Below are 17,805 nucleotides of genomic sequence, written 5' to 3' on the forward strand. Positions count from 1 at the left end.
TTAGTTTAATGTTAACCAAATATCGGCCCGGTGTAATAATTTGTTTACGTAAACTAAGCATTTGCCTGGGCCTGGTATTTTTTGCGCTTTCAGTTTCGGGGCAGGAATTTCTTTTTAAAAGAAACCGGCAAAAGCAATCTATTTCTTTTAAGTGTATCAAAAACCTGATGGTTATTCCGGTATATGTAAATGGAAAAGGGCCATATGATTTTGTTCTTGATACCGGAGTTGGCCCCATGATTATTACTGACCCATCTATTATCGATTCGTTAAATTTTAGTGGTCTCCGTAAAATTAAAGTTTCTGGCCTGGGCATCGAAACCGTTGAGGCCTATGTATCTCAAAGCCTTGATGTAAAAGTAGGCAGTACAAGCATTAAGTATATACCAACGGCGATCTTAAAAGAAGATCTTTTTAATTTATCGGGACATTTAGGACTGAAAATTTATGGCTTGTTGGGTTTCAGTTTTTTTAACAGCTTTATTGTTGATATCAGGTATAGTGAAAATAGGCTCATTATTTATGATCACGATGCTAAGATTAAATACCGTGGTAAAAAAATACCTATTGAAATAGAGAACCAGAAGCCGTATATTTTGGCTGCCATTGATGCTCCAGGTAACAAGACAGTTGAAGCCAGGTTTTTAATGGATACGGGCGCCAGCCATGCTTTATCGCTCGAAATGTTAAATGGAACTGAATTCCCGCTACCTGAAAAAAAAATTAAAGCTAATTTAGGCATGAGCCTTAGCGGCCAGATTAAGGGATATGTTGGTCGTGTGGGTAAATTTAATATTGGCGGCTATGTTTTTAAAGATGTTGTTGCCGGATTTCCTGATTTTAAAAGCATTGCAAATAAGATCGATTTATCCAAACGGAATGGGAATTTAGGTGCTGATTTACTTCGGAAATTTAATATCCAGTTTAACTATCAGGATGGCTTTATTTATGTTAAGCCGAATGGGTTAAGTAAGGTTCCTTTCGAACACGATATGGTGGGTATGGTGCTTTATCTTGATCAGAAAGAATATAAAAGAGTTCTGATTGGAGAAATAGACGAAAATAGTCCGGCAGAAAAAGCAGGTTTATGTCCTGATGATGAAATTATTGCGGTAAACTTTAAAAACATTGATGCTTATTCTTTGAACGATCTTACCGAAATGTTTAAATCGAAAGCAGACAGAAATATAATTTTCGAAATTTTCAGGGATAATCAAGTCTATTTTAAAGTGGTTCGCCTCGAAAAGAGGATCTGATAAGCGTAATTTTCCAGTTACAAATGTTTTGCCGTGTAACAACACTTTAATTTTAACCTCTCATTACCAAGCAAACTAACTTTATAACACATGAAGAAAAATTTTAAGGTACTTGCCCTTGCAGGTATCGTAGCACTTGGTGTAGCCGGATCAGGTTCGGTATATGCCCAGAAAAAATCTAAAACAACTAAAGGTGCCACTCCAGCAACGCCAACCGCAGCCCCGGCAGCAGCCCCAAAAAAAGAAGGTATTAAACCATTTTCTGAAGTAATTACTGCAAAAGCCAGAACAACTAACGGCTTATTTAAAACACACAAAGTAGACGATAAATGGTATTTTGAGATACCAGACTCAATGATTAATCGTGAAATGCTTGTAGTTACCCGTTTGGCAAAGGTGCCGGCCGACGTAAAAGTGGGCAACCAGCAATATGGTGGTGAAGAATTGAACGAGCAGGTATGGAAATGGGAGCGCAGGGGAAAACAAGTTTACATCCGCGTACCAAGTTACTCAACTAAGGCCGATCCGAACAGCGATATGTACGAATCGGTTCAAAACTCTAATCTTGCACAGATTTTAGCCAGCTTTGAAATTAAAGCGTATAATAAAGATACCTCTGGCGTTGTAATTGATGTTACCGATTTTTATAACGGTGATGTAATGGCAATTGGCGCTACAGATCAGATCCGTAAAGCTTATAAAGTTACGATGTATGACGCAACACGTTCTTATATTGATACAGTAAAAACCTTTCCGATCAACATTGAAGTAAAAACTGCTAAAACATACCGTGCAGTAGAATCTCCAACAGATAATAGTAATGGAGCCGTTACTTTCGAATTCAATACGTCGATGTTGCTATTGCCCAAAACGCCTGTAAAAGCCAGGATAATGGATAGCAGAGTTGGTTTTTTCGGTCAATCTCAAATTGATTATGGAAGCAACGCACAAAGGGCAGAGCGTACAGCCTATATTCATCGCTGGAATTTGGTTCCGAAAGATACAAATGCTTATAAACGTGGCGAATTGGTAGAACCCGTAAGACCTATTGTAATTTATATTGACCCTGCAACACCAAAAAAATGGGTGCCGTTTTTGATCCAGGGGATTAATGACTGGCAGGTAGCATTCGAAGCGGCTGGTTTTAAAAATGCCATAATGGGTAAAGAAGCACCAACACCGCAACAAGATCCTCAGTTTAGCGTAGAAGATTCCAGATATTCTGTAGTGCGTTATTTTGCTTCAGATATTGCAAATGCTTACGGTCCACATATTAGTGATCCTCGTACCGGTCAGATTTTAGAAACGCATATTGGTTGGTACCATAATGTAATGAACCTATTGCGTAACTGGTATTTTGTACAAACGGCAGCTATTAATCCTGAAGTACGTAAAGCGCAATTTACCGATGCACAGATGGGCGAATTGATCCGTTTTGTTTCTTCACACGAAATAGGCCATACTTTAGGTTTGCCACATAACTTTGGCTCAAGCTATGCTTACCCGGTTGATTCGTTACGTTCAAAAACGTTTACAGATAAACATGGCACCGCACCATCAATTATGGATTATGCGCGTTTTAATTACATTGCTCAACCTGGCGATGGCGTAACCAAACTTCACCCTCAAATTGGAGAATACGATAAATGGGCAGTGAAATGGGGATATTCCTGGATTCCCGGAAACAAAACTGCAGAACAGGAAAAAGAAATTTTAGATCAGTGGACTTTAAAAAATGCAGGTAATCCCCTGTATTTCTATGGCCGCCAGGGAACTTCATTAGATCCTCGTTTGCAGAGCGAAGATTTGGGCGACAATGCGATGAAAGCGAGTACTTATGGTATTGCGAATTTAAAACGTATTCTTCCGAACGTAGAAAAATGGACCTATCAAAAAGGAAAAGATTACAGCGATTTGAAAGAAATTTATACTGAAATTGTTGGCCAGTTTAACCGTTATATGGGACATGTGGCAACAAATGTTGGTGGATTAAGCGAAAATTTTAAAACCTACGATCAAAAAGGACCAGTTTATGCTTACTTGCCAAAAGCCAAACAAAAAGAAGCTGTTGCTTTTTTCAATCAACAATTATTTACCACGCCACTTTGGTTAATCAGCAACGATCAATTAAGTAAATTCGATAATGGAGTGCTTTTAAACCGCATTAAAGGTGTTCAAACGAATACTTTGGGGAATCTGCTATCAGCATCCCGTATCGCGCGTTTGTTAGATAATGAAACTAAAAACGGTGCAGCAAAAGCTTATACGTTACCTGAATTATTTACAGATTTAAGGTCATCGGTTTTTGTTGCTGGTAGAGCAGATGCCTTTAAACGTAACCTACAGCGTGCGTATGTAGACCGTTTACAAGATTTAATGACAAAAGATTCGGATCTTCCGGTTGGATTCCCTGTTGATTATGTTGCAAGTTATGGTTTAACGCCAATCAATGTAGGCTTATCAGATATCAGACCGCTGGTTAGAGCAGAGCTGAAAACCTTATTGGCTACTACAAAAGCCAGGGCAGTAGCAGGCGATGCCATTACGAAAGCGCATTACGAAGATTTGAATATCAGGATTAAAGATATTTTAGATCCGAAGAAATAATTAGTGAGTGAATTAGTGGAGGATGTAATTAGAGAATGATTGAATAGCAATTCGCCCATTCAATCATTCTCTAATTCAAAATTCAAAAAGGCGGAGTCGATCATTAATTGATCGCTCCGTTTTTTTTCAACCAAACCTCGCAGGTTTTCAATTCGATTCGTCATCCTGAACTCGTTTCAGGATCTATTTTTGAGATTAAATTCATAGGATCTTCACCAAAAGGATCATTCCTCGAATGATGTGTGGATAAAACCTGGCAGGTTTAAATATTGTATAATTCTTGATGCTTTAACTTAAACAACATAACAGTTTTTTAATTTTATACCAAAATAAGGTTATGCTTAAAAAACTCTTCTGTGCACTTGCATTATTTACTTCTGGTTTCTCAGCCTTTGGCCAAAATGCCGACTCTATTACCCTTGTAAAAGCTAAATGGCAGAGAGACAAGATTGCCAAACAGGTAATTTTATTCAGACATCATTTTGATCAGAAAAACCTTTTCGCTGCTAATGAAAATATTTCGTTTTTAGAAATACAAAATACTGGACGCAAGGCGGTTTTTGCCATGGGTGCAGAAGAAAAGGAGCTCATCACTACGAGTAATTTTGGTTTAAGAGATACGGCTATTGCTGCGGTAAACGGCAATTTTTTCGATGTAAAAAATGGAGGCTCGGTAGATTTTGTTCGCGTTAATGGAAAAACCATTAATAACAACCGCCTAGATAAAAACGGAAACCGGGCCAGGCATCAGGAAGCAGCGGTGGTAATTGAAAACGGAAAAATTTCGATCAAAAAATGGGATGGAACAAGCGATTGGGAGACAAAACTGAGCGCTCAAAATGTTATGTTAAACGGCCCTTTATTAACTTTAAACCATGTTGATGAAACTTTAGATACCGCTGGTTTTAACCGCTTACGCCATCCCCGTACCTGCCTGGGTATAAAACCGAATGGAAGGGTAATTTTATTGACCGTTGATGGTAGAAACGAAAAGTCAGCAGGCATGAGTTTGTTAGAACTAACCAGATTAATGCGCTGGTTGGGATGTACTTCTGCTATAAATTTCGATGGCGGCGGCTCTACCACTTTGTGGGTAAATGGAATGCCCGATAGTGGTGTAGTCAATTATCCGACAGATAATAAAAAATGGGACCACGAAGGGCAGCGGAAAGTGGCCAATGTAATCCTGGTGAAAAAACAAACCAGAAGGTAGACCCCTATCTGTAACAAGCATGTTTAGCTCTGGTTAAAAAAACTTATTTTAGCCCAATATTTTTATTGAAATGATTAAAAATACAATATATTTTTCCTTTTTTGTGCTCATGCTCAGTGCCTGTAAAATGGGTACTAAAACCAGCGATCCGACACTTCGGGATTTTACTTTTGAACCGGTTAAAGGCATCCGTTATGTTGAAGTAAAACGTCGGTTTAAAGATGGATATTCTTTCAATAAGGAAGGTTTTATGCAAAAGCCATCGTGGATAATCCAAGTAGTTAAAGAAGACACGATGTCGGCCTGGAGCCCGCAGAAACATAGGATGCAGAATTTTTACCTGCAGTACGATCACGGAAATGTATATAACTTCGCAGCCGAATTTTTTAAGGTAAAACACATCAGTAAAGATAGTTTGGTTTTTCAAAGGATCCAGGTTGATGGAAAAGTAATCGCCTCAGATGTCCGTTCGGATGTAAATATGACTTTTTATGCACAGGATTATATTAAAAATAATTTGAAGGCCAAGGCTGCCGATCTGCAAAAACCAACCAAGGCCGATACTGCTTTTATAGAGAAACGATCTGCTCAGGTTAACGCCAATAGTGATAGTGCTTTTGCCGCTACAAGCCCGGTTCAATTTATTCCTAAAAGCAAAATTGTAAGGGTCGAAAAAATCAGTACGGTAGACCGTACGAATAACAGAACCGAGGCTTACGATTATATGTTTCCACAATATATTATCCGGATAGACAGGGCTTATAAAGATTTTGCTTATCAAGTTGCTGCGGTTGTCGATTTTCAAGGTGGGATCCATGTAAAAACGGTTTACAACGTACTTCCTGAGAATGCTGAAGCAAAAAAAAAGGTAGCCCAGGGAATAGCCGATATTTATGTTAGAAACCTTTTTGATGTGGCTCCGGGAACAACACTCGGGATTCCACATAATAGTGAAATTACTTTAACAATAATTGGGAAGGCAATTAAAAAGCCTTAGTAATCTGCTATTTACAAAATTTTAACGTTAAAAAAATGTTAAAATTTATTTTGATTTTAAAAATTAAAACTTACCTTGCATACTTAATTTTAATATTTAATACAATGCAAGAAGGCACAGTAAAATTCTTCAATGTAACTAAAGGTTTTGGCTTTATCGTACCTGCAAATGGAGATAGCGAAATTTTTGTTCATTCAACAGGTCTTATCGACGAAATCCGTGAAAACGACAAAGTACAGTACGAAGTTGCTAACGGTAAAAAAGGCTTAAACGCCGTTAATGTGAAAGTAATTTAATTTATTTATCATATTTACAGAGAAGGCTGCTTTCTTGTGATGGCGGCCTTTTTTATTTTAGTTTTTTTACCTCACAGATCATGACTTATTACTTCATCATTCCTGGTTTAGGCAATTCTGGCCCGGACCATTGGCAAACGTACTTCGAAAAATCAGGAGATCATTTTATCCGCATTAACCAAAAGGAATGGGATACACCGGCAAATCAGGATTGGATTGAAAATATAGAATCAGCACTCACCGGATATAATTTGGATGATGTGGTTTTAATTGGTCATAGTTTAGGCTGTACAGCCATTGCCAATTGGGCAAAAGCTTACCAAAAGAAAATTAAAGGTGCTTTATTGGTTGCGCCAAGTGATATAGAAGCACCAAAGTACAATTTTGATACGCCTGGTTTTGATCATGTACCTTTGGATAAGATCTACTTTAAAACCATTGTTGTAGCCAGCACAAATGATGAATGGGTAACGTTAGAAAGAGCTGAGCTTTTTGCCGAAAATTGGGGAAGTGAGTTTATTAATATCGGTAATGCCGGACATATTAATGCCGCCGCGGGCTTTGGTGAGTGGCCAAAGGGATTGGAGATTTTGAAAACTCTGGGTTAAAATTTATCTTGCTGAGTTCCCGCAGATTCAGCGAAAGGCAGGTGAACATAAATCTGCGTAAATCATTTTAATCTGCGGGAGCTATTTAAGCTATCTTACTTCTGAGCAACTTTCTTCCTTAAAAACTGATCAAGAAAAATTAATCCAATTACCAGGTCTGCAAAAAGGAAAGTATAAATAGCCGCAGGTGTAATGTATTTCTCTAAGTTGAAGTCTAGATTCACCTTCAAATCAAATTTGGGCACTTCGAGGTTAACGTTATAAAATACATAACCCAATAAGGCTAGCAGAGAAATCACGAAAAAGCCGCTAATACCGTAAATAATCTTTTTATCCACCTTGGTTTTCATGGCCACCGGTGCAGGGACCATGGCAACGCTTTCCATTACGTTTCGGGTAAAAGACATAGAGGGTTCATCAAGATCCAGCCCGTCAAATACTAAATTAAGTTTTAGCAGATCCTCATACTGCGATTTAACCTCAGCATTTAATGTGATTTTTTCTTCGATGGCTTTTTTCGAGGATTCATCTAAATTTCCATCTATGTAATCCCAAAGCTGTTGTTCTATTGTATTCATAGTAACTCCTTTACTTCATCTTTTAACAAATATTGTAATTTTTCTTTAAGTCTTTGCCTGGCCCTATGCAACTTTACTTTTATCGTGTTGGATTCCATGTGCAATGTTGCGCCAATTTCTTCTAAACTCTGTTCGCCTTTATAAAACAGCGTAATAATAACCGCATCATCTGGTAAAAGCTGAGCAATGGCCTTATTTAAAAAAGCATGGCTATCCTGTCGTTCATACCCATTAGCGTTAAAGCTGGAGGTTTGGTTTTCGAGCTGTAAAATGGTACCTTCATCATGTATTGATGTAGTATCTAAACGGTTTTTTCTTAAAAAAGTCATGGCCGTAGTATAGGTAATGGTGTACAGCCAGGTGCTAAATTTAGCCGTTTGCTTAAAGGTGCCTAATGCTTTATATGCCTTTACAAAGCAATCCTGGGCAATTTCTTCGGCGTCTTCCCTGTTTTTGGAAAATCTTAAAGCAAGTGTAAATACAAATCGCTGATGGCGTTTCACCAACAAAGCATACTGATCGGTTTCGCCGTTCAATACTTTTTGGATCAGCTCTAAATCTGTAGGTTTTTGCTCCATCTTTAGCTGTAAGACTACATTAAAGATAAACAGGTTACACGTGAAACCTATTTAATTTATTATTTTGTAAGTAGCCAGATTTTTCGGAGTGAAAGGTTGGGTTTATGCACAAAGTTGTGGCGCCTTGAAAACCCTAAAAATTAAATACTGTTTCTGCTAACTAGCCCCGGGTAAAGTGGTTACCCTGCAGGCTGAGGAACGAAGCCGAAGCGTATAAGCGTAACACGGGAAACAGGTTGGTTTCTTGCACGGGTGTTGCGCTCCAGAAAGAAATAATATGACGTAACTGCATTTTTTAGGTTTTGGAAACGAAAGTGCAGTTTTTCATTGGAGATTGCAGTCCTGCTCTTCGCTTTACTCCGTTGCACTTCGTGTTCGCTACGATCAGGTTTATGCACAAAGTTTTTATGCCTTGAAAACCCTAAAAATGAAATGCTGTTTTTGCCAACTAGCTCCGGGTGAAGCGTTGCCCCAATGTCATTATTAAGCCATTGGCACAGGAGAAAATAATTTAACCACAGATAAAAAGGATGCACACAGATATAAAAATCCGTGTTTATCTGTGTGCATCTGTGGTTAAACCTTAACTTAATGACATGGGCATTGCGCTAGGCCCCGGCTAAACTTGCGAAGTTCTGCCTACGCTTTAGGCCTGTTAAACTTCGCAAGTTATCCACTAATGCGAAGCGAAAAATTTTAAGCCGGCAATAGAACCGATCAGGGTACAGATAAAAAAGATCCGCCAAAATGTTGCAGGCTCGTCGAAGTAAAAAATCCCGATAATTACTGTGCCTACGGCACCAATGCCCGTCCAAACAGCATAAGCAGTTCCCATGGGTAAAGTTTGTGTGGCTTTGTTTAACAGTAAAAAGCTTAAGGTGATGCAGAGAAAAAATGCTGCGCTCCATTTTATGTTCGAAAAATTGTTCGATAATTTAAGGCAGGTGGTAAAGCCAACCTCAAAAAGGCCGGCAATAATTAAGATAATCCAGTTCATGATAAATGTGTTTATGCAAATTTAAGGCACATTTATCGGGCAACATTTTACAAATGTTAAAAAATCATTTTATTTATGGGCGGCTCTTATTCTGCTCAGGGTAACCTGTGTTACACCCAGGTAAGAGGCAATATGTTTTAAGGCTACTCTTTTAATCAGCTCGGGAGATTGATCTACAAAATCCTGATAACGTTCTGCTGCACCTTTAAAAGCCCTGTCAATTAATCTTCTTTCAGTTGCAATTAGCTCCTGTTCTGCAATTTTTCTGCCCCAATTGGCTATTTCTAAATGTTGGTTGTAAAGCAAAAAAAGATCAGTTAGCCTGATTTGAATTAAACTGCAGTGCTCCAACAGCTCAATGTTCTCATACCCGGGACTATTGTTAATATAGCTGTTAAAAGAAAAAAGCACAGCACCGCTTTGTCCAAACCAAAAGGTTATCTGCTGGTTCTCGCCATCGGAGTAAGCTCTGGCAATGCCTTTTTCAAGAATATAGAAATGAGGTTCTATCTTATCAGCGCGGACGATAATCGTTCCTTTTTTATGCATAACAGACTCAATATGCATAGAAAGCTTACGCAATGAATCATCACTTAATGAGGCAAAAACAGCTATGTTTTTAAGTTTTTCAATCAAAATTTAAAGTCTTAAAACAAAAATAGCAATGTTTTAACTGTGTATGGACTGGCGATTGATAATTATTTATTGATTATTTTTTAATTAGTGATGCATAATTTGTTTTTTCCTTCTTTTCCTTGGTCATTGAAAATTGATTATTGAATATTTTTCACCATGGGGTGTAACCTGATTAAAAATCATGTAGTCATAATACACAGAACACGGTTCAATTTAAACAATAGAATATTTACAAATTAAAAAATTATAATTATGAACGGTATATTAGTTCCCATCTCACTTTTTTTAGGTGCATTCGCAATGGTATTTGGAATCCGCTATCTATCAAACAAAGAAAAAATGGCAATGATCGAAAGGGGGATCGATCCGGGTGTGCACAAGGCAACGCCAAAACCGTTTTTAAGCTTAAAGTTTGGTTTATTATTGGTTGGCTTAGGGCTAGGCTTATTAGTTGCACTCTTCACAGTTAGAGGGATGTTTGGCAGCGACATGAGCCACAGCGAAGAAGGACAATCAGTAGCCATTTACTTTGGTTGCATCGGAATTTTCGGTGGACTCGGTCTGATTGTTTCTTATGTGGTAGAAAAGAAATGGCTTGACAATAATAAGGTTTAATCGGCAGAGAAGTCAAGTTTAATAGCAACAGCGCTATTAAACTTGACTTCTCTTGATTCTTGTGTCGTCAGATGGTAACATCTGACCGCAGATTATTGCGGCTTATTAATAATCGCAACCGTTAAACGGCTAATGCAATTCATCTTTCCGCGTTCATCATAAATCTTAATTTCCCAAACCTGAGTTTTAGCCCCAATATGTAAGGGTTTGCAAATGCCTTTAACTAAGCCGCTTTTTACAGGCCGCAAATGGTTGGCGTTTACTTCTAAACCAACAGCAACATATTTCTCAGGGTTTATACACATGTAAGAAGCAATGCTGCCCAGGGTTTCGGCCAAAACTACCGAAGCACCTCCATGCAGTATGCCTGCAGGCTGGTGCGTACGTTCGTCAACAGGCATGGTGCCAACAAGAAAATCCTCACCAATTTCTGTAAAACGGATATCAAGCAAAGCACCCAGGTGGTTTTTAGGGCGTTCATTTAAGTCTTCAACAGTAAAGTTTTTAAACCACATGGTAACGTTCTTTTAAAATGGAAACATGATGGATAATATGGCCACCCGCAATAAACAAAATAGATTTTACATTAATTTCTCTGCCCGAAGCAACTCCCTTTCTGTTTAATTCTTCTTCGTTTAAAGATTTAAAAAGATATAAATTGGCTTTTCGTAATGCAACAAACTCTTCAATCAGGTCTTCCAGATCGCGTTCGGCAAAGCGGGCATTCAGTACATAGTCGTCTTCCTCGAAACCTGGTAAAAGCTGCTGTTCTTTTCGTGCAAAACAGGTAATCCGGTAAGCAAAAACGCGTTCAGTATCAATAATATGGCCTAACATTTCTTTTAGTGTCCATTTACCTTCGGCATAAGCATAATCCGCTTTATCGGCGTTCGCCCTGAACAATGCCGGAAGACTTTGAACCTGATCGTTTAAAATTTCGAAAATATCTCGATCAACTTTGCTGATATAGGTTTCGCCCCAAGTAGGATATTCGTTAGGCTGTGGTCGGTTCATATCTTAAACTGCTTTTTAATATTATTCTAAAAGTTGTGCCTTTGCCCAGTTCTGAGTCTTTTACAAAAATTTCTCCGCTGTGGTAATTTTCCACAATCCGTTTGGTGAGCGATAAACCTAAGCCCCAGCCGCGTTTACGCGTGGTATAGCCGGGTTGAAAAACCGCATCGAATTTAGATCTTGGAATACCCTTTCCGGTATCGCTCACATCGATAAATACCTGCTCTTTGGCTAAATTTTCTATAATATTGATTGAAATAGAGCCTTCGTTTTCGATGGCGTTTGCCGCATTCTTTAAAAGATTTTCAATCACCCAATCAAACAAGGGGACGTTTAACATTGCCCTTACCTGTTCATCTCCGGTAATACTAAATTTAACCTTGTCTGAAGTGCGCACTTTAAAATAACGGATAAAATCGCTCACCACAATGTAAACCGTATGGTCTTCAAGTATAGGTTTTGAACCGATTTTCGAGAAACGGTCGGTAATAATTTCCAATCGTTTAATATCATTTTCCATTTCGGCAATCAATGGATCATCTTCTGCATCAAATTTAGATTTCATCAGTTCTGTCCAGGCCATGAGCGATGATATCGGTGTACCCAATTGGTGTGCGGTTTCTTTGGCTAAACCTACCCAAACATGGTCTTGTTCATCTTTCCGTGCAGAACTGAATGCCGCATAAGCGGTTAAAAGGAAAAGGAAGATAACCCCCATTTGAATGTAGGGGAAATACCTTAACTGCGTTAAAATGAAAGAGTCGCGATAGTATGCCTTAAATTTTCTGCCAAAAATATTCATTTCGTCCGGTGGATGCTGGGCTTTCATCTGCCTCAACTGCCGTACAAAATATAAACTATCGTAAGTGAGTTTAGTATCTGCAACGGGATAATTGGTTTTAGTACTGTCTAAGCCAAAAAAAGAAGTAATCATTCCGGCAGAATCGATCATGATTACAGGGGTTTTCGTATTTTTTCTTACGGTTTCCACCACATCACGGTAATCATCGTTGTCATAAAGAAACATGGCGCGTTCCTGAATCCGCACCCAAAGGTGAAACTGGTCTGCCTCTTCACGTTCCATTTTTTTTACAAAAGAATCGGTGTAAAATACTGATGCAATGCCAATTAAGATGGCAAAAATGAGAAGGAAAAACTTCCAACGGCGTTTCTTTTGATAAGGATTCATGCTTTAGCTAGCCAAATTACAATAACAAAACGGAAAAATCATAAAACCATTATGCTTTTTCACAACCTTGCAACAATCATTTTGAATGCATGGTAGCTTCATCACAGATGAAAACGCTATAAAATGGATGAAAAATATATCTTTGTACCGAGCATAGTGCATGGCGCATTGAGCATGGATTGCACCATGGCTCTAAGCTGATAACTCCCTGCTCTTTGCTTAATCATGGATAAAAAAGTTAGAGTAAGATTTGCCCCAAGCCCAACCGGAGGTTTGCATTTAGGCGGTGTGCGCACTGCCTTGTTCAATTATTTATTTGCCAAAAAAAATAATGGAACTTTTGTACTTCGTGTAGAAGATACTGATCAAAATCGCTTTGTAGAAGGCGCAGAACAATATATTGTAAACTGTTTAGATTGGTGCGGTATTACGCCAGATGAAAGTCCTGCACATCCAGGTGCTTATGGCCCGTACCGTCAAAGCGAACGCAAACCCAGCTACCGCAAATTTGCCGAACAGTTAATTAGCGATGGTTACGCTTATTATGCTTTCGATACCCCTGAAGATTTAGATGCCAAACGTAAAGAAATTCCTAATTTCCAATATGGGCAGGCCACGCGTATGCAGATGCGCAATTCTTTAACCCTTACCATTAATGAGGTTGAAGAGTTATTAGCGGCCAAAACACCACACGTGATCCGTATTAAGGTGCCAGCCGATGAAATTGTACATTTTAATGATTTAATCCGTGGTGACGTAAGTTTCGAAACCTCATTAGTTGACGATAAGGTATTGTTAAAAGCCGACGGAATGCCAACCTACCATTTAGCTGTTGTAGTTGATGATAAGGCGATGGAAATTAGTCATGCTTTTAGAGGAGAAGAATGGTTGCCTTCGGCACCTGTGCATATTTTACTTTGGAGATATTTAGGCTGGGAAACGGATATGCCTGCATGGGCACACTTGCCTTTAATTTTAAAGCCAGATGGACATGGAAAATTAAGCAAACGCGATGGCGACCGTTTAGGTTTCCCGGTTTATGCCATGAACTGGACCGACCCTAAAACAGGCGATATAACCAAGGGATTTAAAGAAATGGGTTTCATGCCCGAAGCTTTTATTAATATGCTGGCACTTTTAGGCTGGAATGATGGTACCGACCAGGAGCTATTTTCTTTAAAAGAGCTGGAAGAAAAATTCTCGATAGAAAGAATTAGTAAAGCAGGCGCAAAATTCGATTTCGAAAAAGCCAAATGGTATAACCATGAGTGGATCAAAGCGGAGCGCGCCGAACGTTTAGCACCGGGCGTTAAAACTGAGCTCGAAAAAGCAGGTATTGAAGTTAACGATGATACTTTTCTAAATACGGTTATCGATCTAATTAAAGACCGCTGTACTTTATTGCCAGATTTTGTGGCGCAGAGTAGTTATTTCTTTACTTCACCGGCAGAATATGATGTGAATTCGGTAAAACCAAAATGGACAGCCGACAAAGCTGATTTCTTTAACAGTTTCGCCGATAGCTTAACATTAACTGATGCATCTACAACCGAAACAGCTTTTAAAGCCCTGGCCGAAGAAAAAGGGTTTAAACCGGGCGAATTGATGTTGCCTTTCCGCATTATGCTGGTGGGTGGTAAATTTGGACCAGGGGTATTCGATATAGCCTTATTGTTAGGCGCAGAAGAAACTAAAGCAAGAATAGCAAAAGCAATAGCTGTTTTTAATAGCTAATGTAATTTGGCGGAAATAAAAGATGCTATCTCATATCTTGGAATAGCATCTTTTTTTGGATTTGATTTTTTTTTTTCTGAAATGGAAGATAACCTAAGCTATTCCTGCAGAAATAACAGAGCAGATTTGTAATCAAGGGGCTTCCAATTGCCAAGCTTCTCGTTGGGAGCTATACCTTTTCTATCTAATATCTCAATATTAATGCTTTTCAGCTGATCAGGTTTTTCATCTTCAAAAAGATTGGATAATGGGGCTGTTTTTCCGTTGTAGTTTACATAGGTTGGGTTGGCAATCCCATAATTTTTTTCCTGTACTAATTTTATAAATTTAACAACCAAATTCTTTTCTTTTTTTTTATCTTTTTCAGCTTTTAGTTGATCCCATTGCACTTTAAAGGATGTATTTGAGGTCTCATTTGATGCCATAGTATTTTTATTTTGGCGGCAAGATATATTCAAAAATAAGATGATAATAAAGAATATTTTTGCTTTCATGATTAATGTATATTTTTTTCTCTTAACGTTTTTTCGAGCCATAGAATATATACCGCACGGTGTCTTTGCCTTATCGTCTCGCCAGAATTCATCACCGATTCTAAATCTGAGATATGCACACCTAAATTATATTCATCATCTAAGCCCAGCATATGGCCAAACTCATGAATAATTCCTCTTTGATAGGTTCTAGCACTTTTTTTAACATAGTCAAAATCATTGTTGTCAAAATCGCCTGTTCTTAAACTGCTTGTAACATAACTTTGCACCCATTCACCTTTTCTTAATTTTACGACATTTAAAGTCCAGTGATTATAAGTGAATATGGCGGCTCTGTTAAGTGAAAACCTGAAATCTAATGAAATAGTCTTCCTGCTACTCAAATTATATAACGTCTTAATATTTGATGAACCCCACTTTTTATTAACCTTTTCCCTAAAATTCTTTTCAAAAGTGTCTTTATCTATAAAAGTCCAATATTGATTAGTCCGATCTGTATAAGTTATTTTTATTCTCATATAAATGATCAAGATATAATTGCCATTTGGACTTTGAACAAAAAGCATGTCAAATGCAGGGGTAATTCTATTATTAAAAGATAAATCTCTTACCGTTGGTGGAGTTTCAATTGCTGCAATTAATCTTTCCCCATGCTTGAGCACTTCCCATGTATTAACCATAGATTGACTTATTAATGTTATTATTGTCGTAGAGGGTCTATTAAAGTTAACAAATACTTTTATAATAAATGTTTTTTAAAGCTTTTGCTTTCTTGCCAAAAAGCAAAGATGTTCTATAGCCACAATCCAAAAGAAAAAATCAATAAAAATAATTTATACTTTAGCATAACAATTATCCCATAATTAAGGTTAATCATTAAACTAAAAAATTAAATTATGCAATGGTTTGGTAAAGGAAGTGAAGATGTAGAAGACAGGCGGTCTGGTGGTGGCGGCAAAACAATCCTGGGTGGTGGTATCGGTATCATTGTAGTGGTATTGGGGCTTATCTTCGGAAAAGATTTGACAGGATTAGTTGGTCAATTGCCGGGGGAAGTTACCGGACAGCAAACCGAAGCAAAAACTGGCGTTCCAGAAGATGCTGAAGGTCGCTTTGTATCCAACGTTCTGCAATCTACCAGAGAAGTTTGGGAGCAGGAATTTCAAAAAATGAATCAAACTTATGAAAATCCTAAATTAGTGCTGTTTAGAGATGGTGTACAAACCAACTGTGGTTATGCGCAATCTTCCGTTGGTCCTTTTTATTGTCCTGGCGACCATAAAGTATACATCGATTTATCATTTTATGATGAATTAAAAAACCGTTTCGGTGCTGCCGGAGATTTTGCACAGGCCTACGTAATTGCACATGAAGTTGGCCACCACGTTCAAAATTTATTGGGAATTTCGGAAAAGTTAGACCAGGCACGTGGTCAGGTTAGTGAAAAAGAATATAACCGCTTATCAGTAAAATTAGAATTACAAGCCGATTTTTTTGCGGGACTTTGGGCGCACAATGCCCAGAACCTTAAAGATTTCAAATTGGATGAAGGGGACATAGAAGAAGCGCTAACGGCTGCCAATGCCATAGGCGATGATAAATTGCAAAAACAGGCAACAGGCGAAGTTAAACCCGATTCTTTTACCCATGGTACCTCTGCGCAGCGGATGTATTGGTTTAAAAAAGGCTTTGAAACAGGAGATATTAAACAGGGAGATACTTTTAATTCAAGTAATTTATAAAAAAATCAAAACTTTTTTAAAAGCGAATTGTTTGTTTACAGTTAATGAGATTTTTATCTCAAAACCAAACTAATTATCCCGGCTTCTTATTTGTTTTAATAAAGATGATCCTTATAGTTGATGACAGGCCTGAAAACCTGATCTCGTTACAGAAAGTACTCCAGGCACACAATTTTGAGGTTGATACCGCATCATCTGGCGAAGAAGCCCTGAAAAAAGTATTAAAAAATAATTACGTCCTGATTATTCTTGATGTGCAAATGCCAGATATGGACGGCTTTGAGGTAGCTGAAGCCATTTCTGGTTTTAGCAAGGCAAAAGATACCGCCATTATATTTCTTTCTGCAGTAAATACAGAGTTAAAATTTATTACTAAGGGATACCTGAGCGGTGGATTGGATTACATCACCAAGCCAGTTGATATTAATGTGCTGCTCCTTAAAATAAAAACATTTTATCGCATTTACGAGCAGAATAGAAAGCTTAACGAGGTACAGGAAAAACTGCTTGAAGAAATTGAATTCAGGAAACAGGCCGAACATAAAAAAGACGAATTTATCAGCATAGCCAGCCATGAACTTAAAACGCCCTTAACAAGTGTAAAGGGCTATATCCAGTTGTTGCAGCGTAGTATTAACAGAGATGATAAAACCATGGCGCAGAATCATCTCGAAAAGGCGAGTATCCAACTCGAAAAACTAAACGAATTAATTGCCGATCTGCTCGATATCTCAAAAATTGAAAGCGGAAAAATGAAGTTTAACATGAAAAGCTTTTGTGCTGATAACATGGTAAATAATGCGATAGAAATGTTGCAGCAATCTAATCCCGATTTTAAGATCAGTAAACTGGGCAAAACAGACGAAATGATATTTGGTGATGAAATGCGCCTGGAGCAGGTGGTCATCAATTTTATTACCAATGCCATTAAATATGCCCCGGGTACCAATCAGGTTAATGTAATCACACACATTAAAGATGAAAAATTTTATGTGGCTGTAAAAGATTTTGGAATAGGTATTTCAAAAGAACAGCAGCATAAAATTTTCGATAAATTTTATCGGGTAGAGGACAACAGTAACCGCTTTAACGGACTGGGGATTGGTTTGTATATCTGTTCAGAAATCATTAACCGACATGGAGGCACAATCGGTGTAAATAGTGTGCCGGATGAAGGTTCTGAATTTTATTTTATTATCCCTACTACAGAAGAAGAAGTCCTTAAAAATCAAGTTTAATTATCCTTAATCC

Annotated in this window: 20 protein-coding genes; 10 read left to right on the top strand and 10 right to left on the bottom strand. The window is 38.0% G+C overall.

Annotation, left to right across the window (positions count from 1 at the left end; all coding sequences use genetic code 11):
• Positions 1-8 precede the first annotated feature (8 nt).
• The 6 genes from ACUN24_RS04865 (at position 9) to ACUN24_RS04890 (ending at position 6,977) form a co-directional block, all read left to right on the top strand.
• Positions 9-1,256, top strand: a complete 1,248-nt coding sequence (locus tag ACUN24_RS04865; RefSeq protein ID WP_445561494.1) for an aspartyl protease family protein — start codon at positions 9-11, stop codon at positions 1,254-1,256.
• Between the two features lie 90 nt (positions 1,257-1,346).
• A complete protein-coding gene (locus ACUN24_RS04870) occupies positions 1,347-3,863 on the top strand; it encodes a zinc-dependent metalloprotease (protein WP_445561495.1) in 2,517 nt (838 codons plus the stop codon).
• Between the two features lie 337 nt (positions 3,864-4,200).
• Positions 4,201-5,076 (top strand): phosphodiester glycosidase family protein, encoded by an 876-nt coding sequence (locus ACUN24_RS04875; RefSeq protein ID WP_445561496.1) that lies wholly within the window; start codon positions 4,201-4,203, stop codon positions 5,074-5,076.
• Positions 5,077-5,146: 70 nt separating this feature from the next.
• Positions 5,147-6,073: a hypothetical protein gene (locus ACUN24_RS04880; RefSeq protein WP_445561497.1), complete on the top strand. Its 927-nt coding sequence runs from the start codon at positions 5,147-5,149 to the stop codon at positions 6,071-6,073.
• A gap of 104 nt (positions 6,074-6,177) precedes the next feature.
• On the top strand, positions 6,178-6,369 hold the full coding sequence (locus ACUN24_RS04885; RefSeq protein WP_025141747.1) for a cold-shock protein: 192 nt from the start codon (positions 6,178-6,180) through the stop codon (positions 6,367-6,369).
• Between the two features lie 80 nt (positions 6,370-6,449).
• Positions 6,450-6,977, top strand: coding sequence for an RBBP9/YdeN family alpha/beta hydrolase (locus ACUN24_RS04890; RefSeq protein WP_445561498.1), 528 nt, complete (start codon positions 6,450-6,452; stop codon positions 6,975-6,977).
• A 95-nt stretch (positions 6,978-7,072) separates the two neighbouring features.
• Here ACUN24_RS04890 and ACUN24_RS04895 read toward each other — a convergent pair whose 3' ends face one another.
• From ACUN24_RS04895 to ACUN24_RS04915, 5 genes are all read right to left on the bottom strand, one after another.
• Entirely contained in the window at positions 7,073-7,555 is a 483-nt protein-coding gene (locus tag ACUN24_RS04895; protein WP_445561499.1) for a hypothetical protein, read from the bottom strand.
• The gene (locus tag ACUN24_RS04900) at positions 7,552-8,133 is read right to left on the bottom strand and encodes an RNA polymerase sigma factor (RefSeq protein WP_445561500.1); all 582 of its coding nucleotides are present in this window, start codon (positions 8,131-8,133) and stop codon (positions 7,552-7,554) included. Before ACUN24_RS04900 ends, ACUN24_RS04895 begins: the two co-directional genes overlap by 4 nt.
• 160 nt (positions 8,134-8,293) lie before the next feature.
• The gene (locus ACUN24_RS04905) at positions 8,294-8,425 is read right to left on the bottom strand and encodes a hypothetical protein (RefSeq protein ID WP_445561501.1); all 132 of its coding nucleotides are present in this window, start codon (positions 8,423-8,425) and stop codon (positions 8,294-8,296) included.
• A gap of 384 nt (positions 8,426-8,809) precedes the next feature.
• Complete coding sequence (locus ACUN24_RS04910) at positions 8,810-9,130, bottom strand: DMT family transporter (RefSeq protein WP_445561502.1); 321 nt, start codon at positions 9,128-9,130, stop codon at positions 8,810-8,812.
• Between the two features lie 69 nt (positions 9,131-9,199).
• On the bottom strand, positions 9,200-9,766 hold the full coding sequence (locus tag ACUN24_RS04915) for a Crp/Fnr family transcriptional regulator (protein ID WP_445561503.1): 567 nt from the start codon (positions 9,764-9,766) through the stop codon (positions 9,200-9,202).
• A gap of 252 nt (positions 9,767-10,018) precedes the next feature.
• Between ACUN24_RS04915 and ACUN24_RS04920 the strand changes: the two genes are divergently transcribed.
• The gene (locus ACUN24_RS04920) at positions 10,019-10,381 is read left to right on the top strand and encodes a DUF6249 domain-containing protein (RefSeq protein WP_445561504.1); all 363 of its coding nucleotides are present in this window, start codon (positions 10,019-10,021) and stop codon (positions 10,379-10,381) included.
• A 92-nt stretch (positions 10,382-10,473) separates the two neighbouring features.
• On the opposite strand, the gene ACUN24_RS04925 is transcribed toward ACUN24_RS04920, so the two are convergent.
• Genes ACUN24_RS04925 through ACUN24_RS04935 form a run of 3 tightly spaced genes read right to left on the bottom strand, consistent with a single transcriptional unit; the run spans position 10,474 to position 12,584 of the window.
• Positions 10,474-10,896 carry a hotdog fold thioesterase gene (locus tag ACUN24_RS04925; protein ID WP_445561505.1) on the bottom strand — a complete coding sequence of 141 codons (423 nt, stop codon included), beginning with the start codon at positions 10,894-10,896 and terminating at the stop codon, positions 10,474-10,476.
• Positions 10,886-11,395, bottom strand: a complete 510-nt coding sequence (locus ACUN24_RS04930) for a DinB family protein (RefSeq protein ID WP_445561506.1) — start codon at positions 11,393-11,395, stop codon at positions 10,886-10,888. The genes ACUN24_RS04925 and ACUN24_RS04930 overlap by 11 nt, the downstream gene beginning before the upstream one ends.
• On the bottom strand, positions 11,376-12,584 hold the full coding sequence (locus tag ACUN24_RS04935; protein WP_121285252.1) for a sensor histidine kinase: 1,209 nt from the start codon (positions 12,582-12,584) through the stop codon (positions 11,376-11,378). Before ACUN24_RS04935 ends, ACUN24_RS04930 begins: the two co-directional genes overlap by 20 nt.
• Positions 12,585-12,809: 225 nt before the next feature.
• On the opposite strand from ACUN24_RS04935, the gene gltX reads away from it, so the two are divergent.
• Complete coding sequence (gene gltX, locus ACUN24_RS04940; RefSeq protein WP_445561507.1) at positions 12,810-14,318, top strand: glutamate--tRNA ligase; 1,509 nt, start codon at positions 12,810-12,812, stop codon at positions 14,316-14,318.
• A 98-nt stretch (positions 14,319-14,416) separates the two neighbouring features.
• Here the strand turns inward: gltX and ACUN24_RS04945 are convergent, their stop codons facing one another.
• Both ACUN24_RS04945 and ACUN24_RS04950 read right to left on the bottom strand, forming a co-directional pair.
• Positions 14,417-14,812, bottom strand: a complete 396-nt coding sequence (locus ACUN24_RS04945) for a hypothetical protein (protein ID WP_445561508.1) — start codon at positions 14,810-14,812, stop codon at positions 14,417-14,419.
• 2 nt (positions 14,813-14,814) lie between these two features.
• The gene (locus tag ACUN24_RS04950) at positions 14,815-15,492 is read right to left on the bottom strand and encodes a hypothetical protein (RefSeq protein ID WP_445561509.1); all 678 of its coding nucleotides are present in this window, start codon (positions 15,490-15,492) and stop codon (positions 14,815-14,817) included.
• 216 nt (positions 15,493-15,708) lie between these two features.
• On the opposite strand from ACUN24_RS04950, the gene ypfJ reads away from it, so the two are divergent.
• Together ypfJ and ACUN24_RS04960 are read left to right on the top strand one after the other, a co-directional pair.
• Complete coding sequence (gene ypfJ / locus ACUN24_RS04955) at positions 15,709-16,554, top strand: KPN_02809 family neutral zinc metallopeptidase (protein WP_445561510.1); 846 nt, start codon at positions 15,709-15,711, stop codon at positions 16,552-16,554.
• Between the two features lie 104 nt (positions 16,555-16,658).
• Positions 16,659-17,792, top strand: coding sequence for a hybrid sensor histidine kinase/response regulator (locus tag ACUN24_RS04960; protein ID WP_445561511.1), 1,134 nt, complete (start codon positions 16,659-16,661; stop codon positions 17,790-17,792).
• Positions 17,793-17,805: the final 13 nt, after the last annotated feature.

Source organism: Pedobacter sp. WC2501 (assembly GCF_052682415.1).

Excerpts from the sequence above, each read along its gene's own strand:
- ACUN24_RS04865 (WP_445561494.1), top strand. The coding sequence starts at position 9 with ATGTTAACCAAATATCGGCCCGGTGTAATAATTTGTTTACGTAAACTA.
- ACUN24_RS04870 (WP_445561495.1), top strand. The coding sequence starts at position 1,347 with ATGAAGAAAAATTTTAAGGTACTTGCCCTTGCAGGTATCGTAGCACTT.
- ACUN24_RS04875 (WP_445561496.1), top strand. The coding sequence starts at position 4,201 with ATGCTTAAAAAACTCTTCTGTGCACTTGCATTATTTACTTCTGGTTTC.
- ACUN24_RS04880 (WP_445561497.1), top strand. The coding sequence starts at position 5,147 with ATGATTAAAAATACAATATATTTTTCCTTTTTTGTGCTCATGCTCAGT.
- ACUN24_RS04885 (WP_025141747.1), top strand. The coding sequence starts at position 6,178 with ATGCAAGAAGGCACAGTAAAATTCTTCAATGTAACTAAAGGTTTTGGC.
- ACUN24_RS04890 (WP_445561498.1), top strand. The coding sequence starts at position 6,450 with ATGACTTATTACTTCATCATTCCTGGTTTAGGCAATTCTGGCCCGGAC.
- ACUN24_RS04895 (WP_445561499.1), bottom strand. The coding sequence starts at position 7,555 with ATGAATACAATAGAACAACAGCTTTGGGATTACATAGATGGAAATTTA.
- ACUN24_RS04900 (WP_445561500.1), bottom strand. The coding sequence starts at position 8,133 with ATGGAGCAAAAACCTACAGATTTAGAGCTGATCCAAAAAGTATTGAAC.
- ACUN24_RS04905 (WP_445561501.1), bottom strand. The coding sequence starts at position 8,425 with ATGCAGTTACGTCATATTATTTCTTTCTGGAGCGCAACACCCGTGCAA.
- ACUN24_RS04910 (WP_445561502.1), bottom strand. The coding sequence starts at position 9,130 with ATGAACTGGATTATCTTAATTATTGCCGGCCTTTTTGAGGTTGGCTTT.
- ACUN24_RS04920 (WP_445561504.1), top strand. The coding sequence starts at position 10,019 with ATGAACGGTATATTAGTTCCCATCTCACTTTTTTTAGGTGCATTCGCA.
- ACUN24_RS04925 (WP_445561505.1), bottom strand. The coding sequence starts at position 10,896 with ATGTGGTTTAAAAACTTTACTGTTGAAGACTTAAATGAACGCCCTAAA.
- ACUN24_RS04930 (WP_445561506.1), bottom strand. The coding sequence starts at position 11,395 with ATGAACCGACCACAGCCTAACGAATATCCTACTTGGGGCGAAACCTAT.
- ACUN24_RS04935 (WP_121285252.1), bottom strand. The coding sequence starts at position 12,584 with ATGAATCCTTATCAAAAGAAACGCCGTTGGAAGTTTTTCCTTCTCATT.
- gltX (WP_445561507.1), top strand. The coding sequence starts at position 12,810 with ATGGATAAAAAAGTTAGAGTAAGATTTGCCCCAAGCCCAACCGGAGGT.
- ACUN24_RS04945 (WP_445561508.1), bottom strand. The coding sequence starts at position 14,812 with ATGAAAGCAAAAATATTCTTTATTATCATCTTATTTTTGAATATATCT.
- ACUN24_RS04950 (WP_445561509.1), bottom strand. The coding sequence starts at position 15,492 with ATGGTTAATACATGGGAAGTGCTCAAGCATGGGGAAAGATTAATTGCA.
- ypfJ (WP_445561510.1), top strand. The coding sequence starts at position 15,709 with ATGCAATGGTTTGGTAAAGGAAGTGAAGATGTAGAAGACAGGCGGTCT.
- ACUN24_RS04960 (WP_445561511.1), top strand. The coding sequence starts at position 16,659 with ATGATCCTTATAGTTGATGACAGGCCTGAAAACCTGATCTCGTTACAG.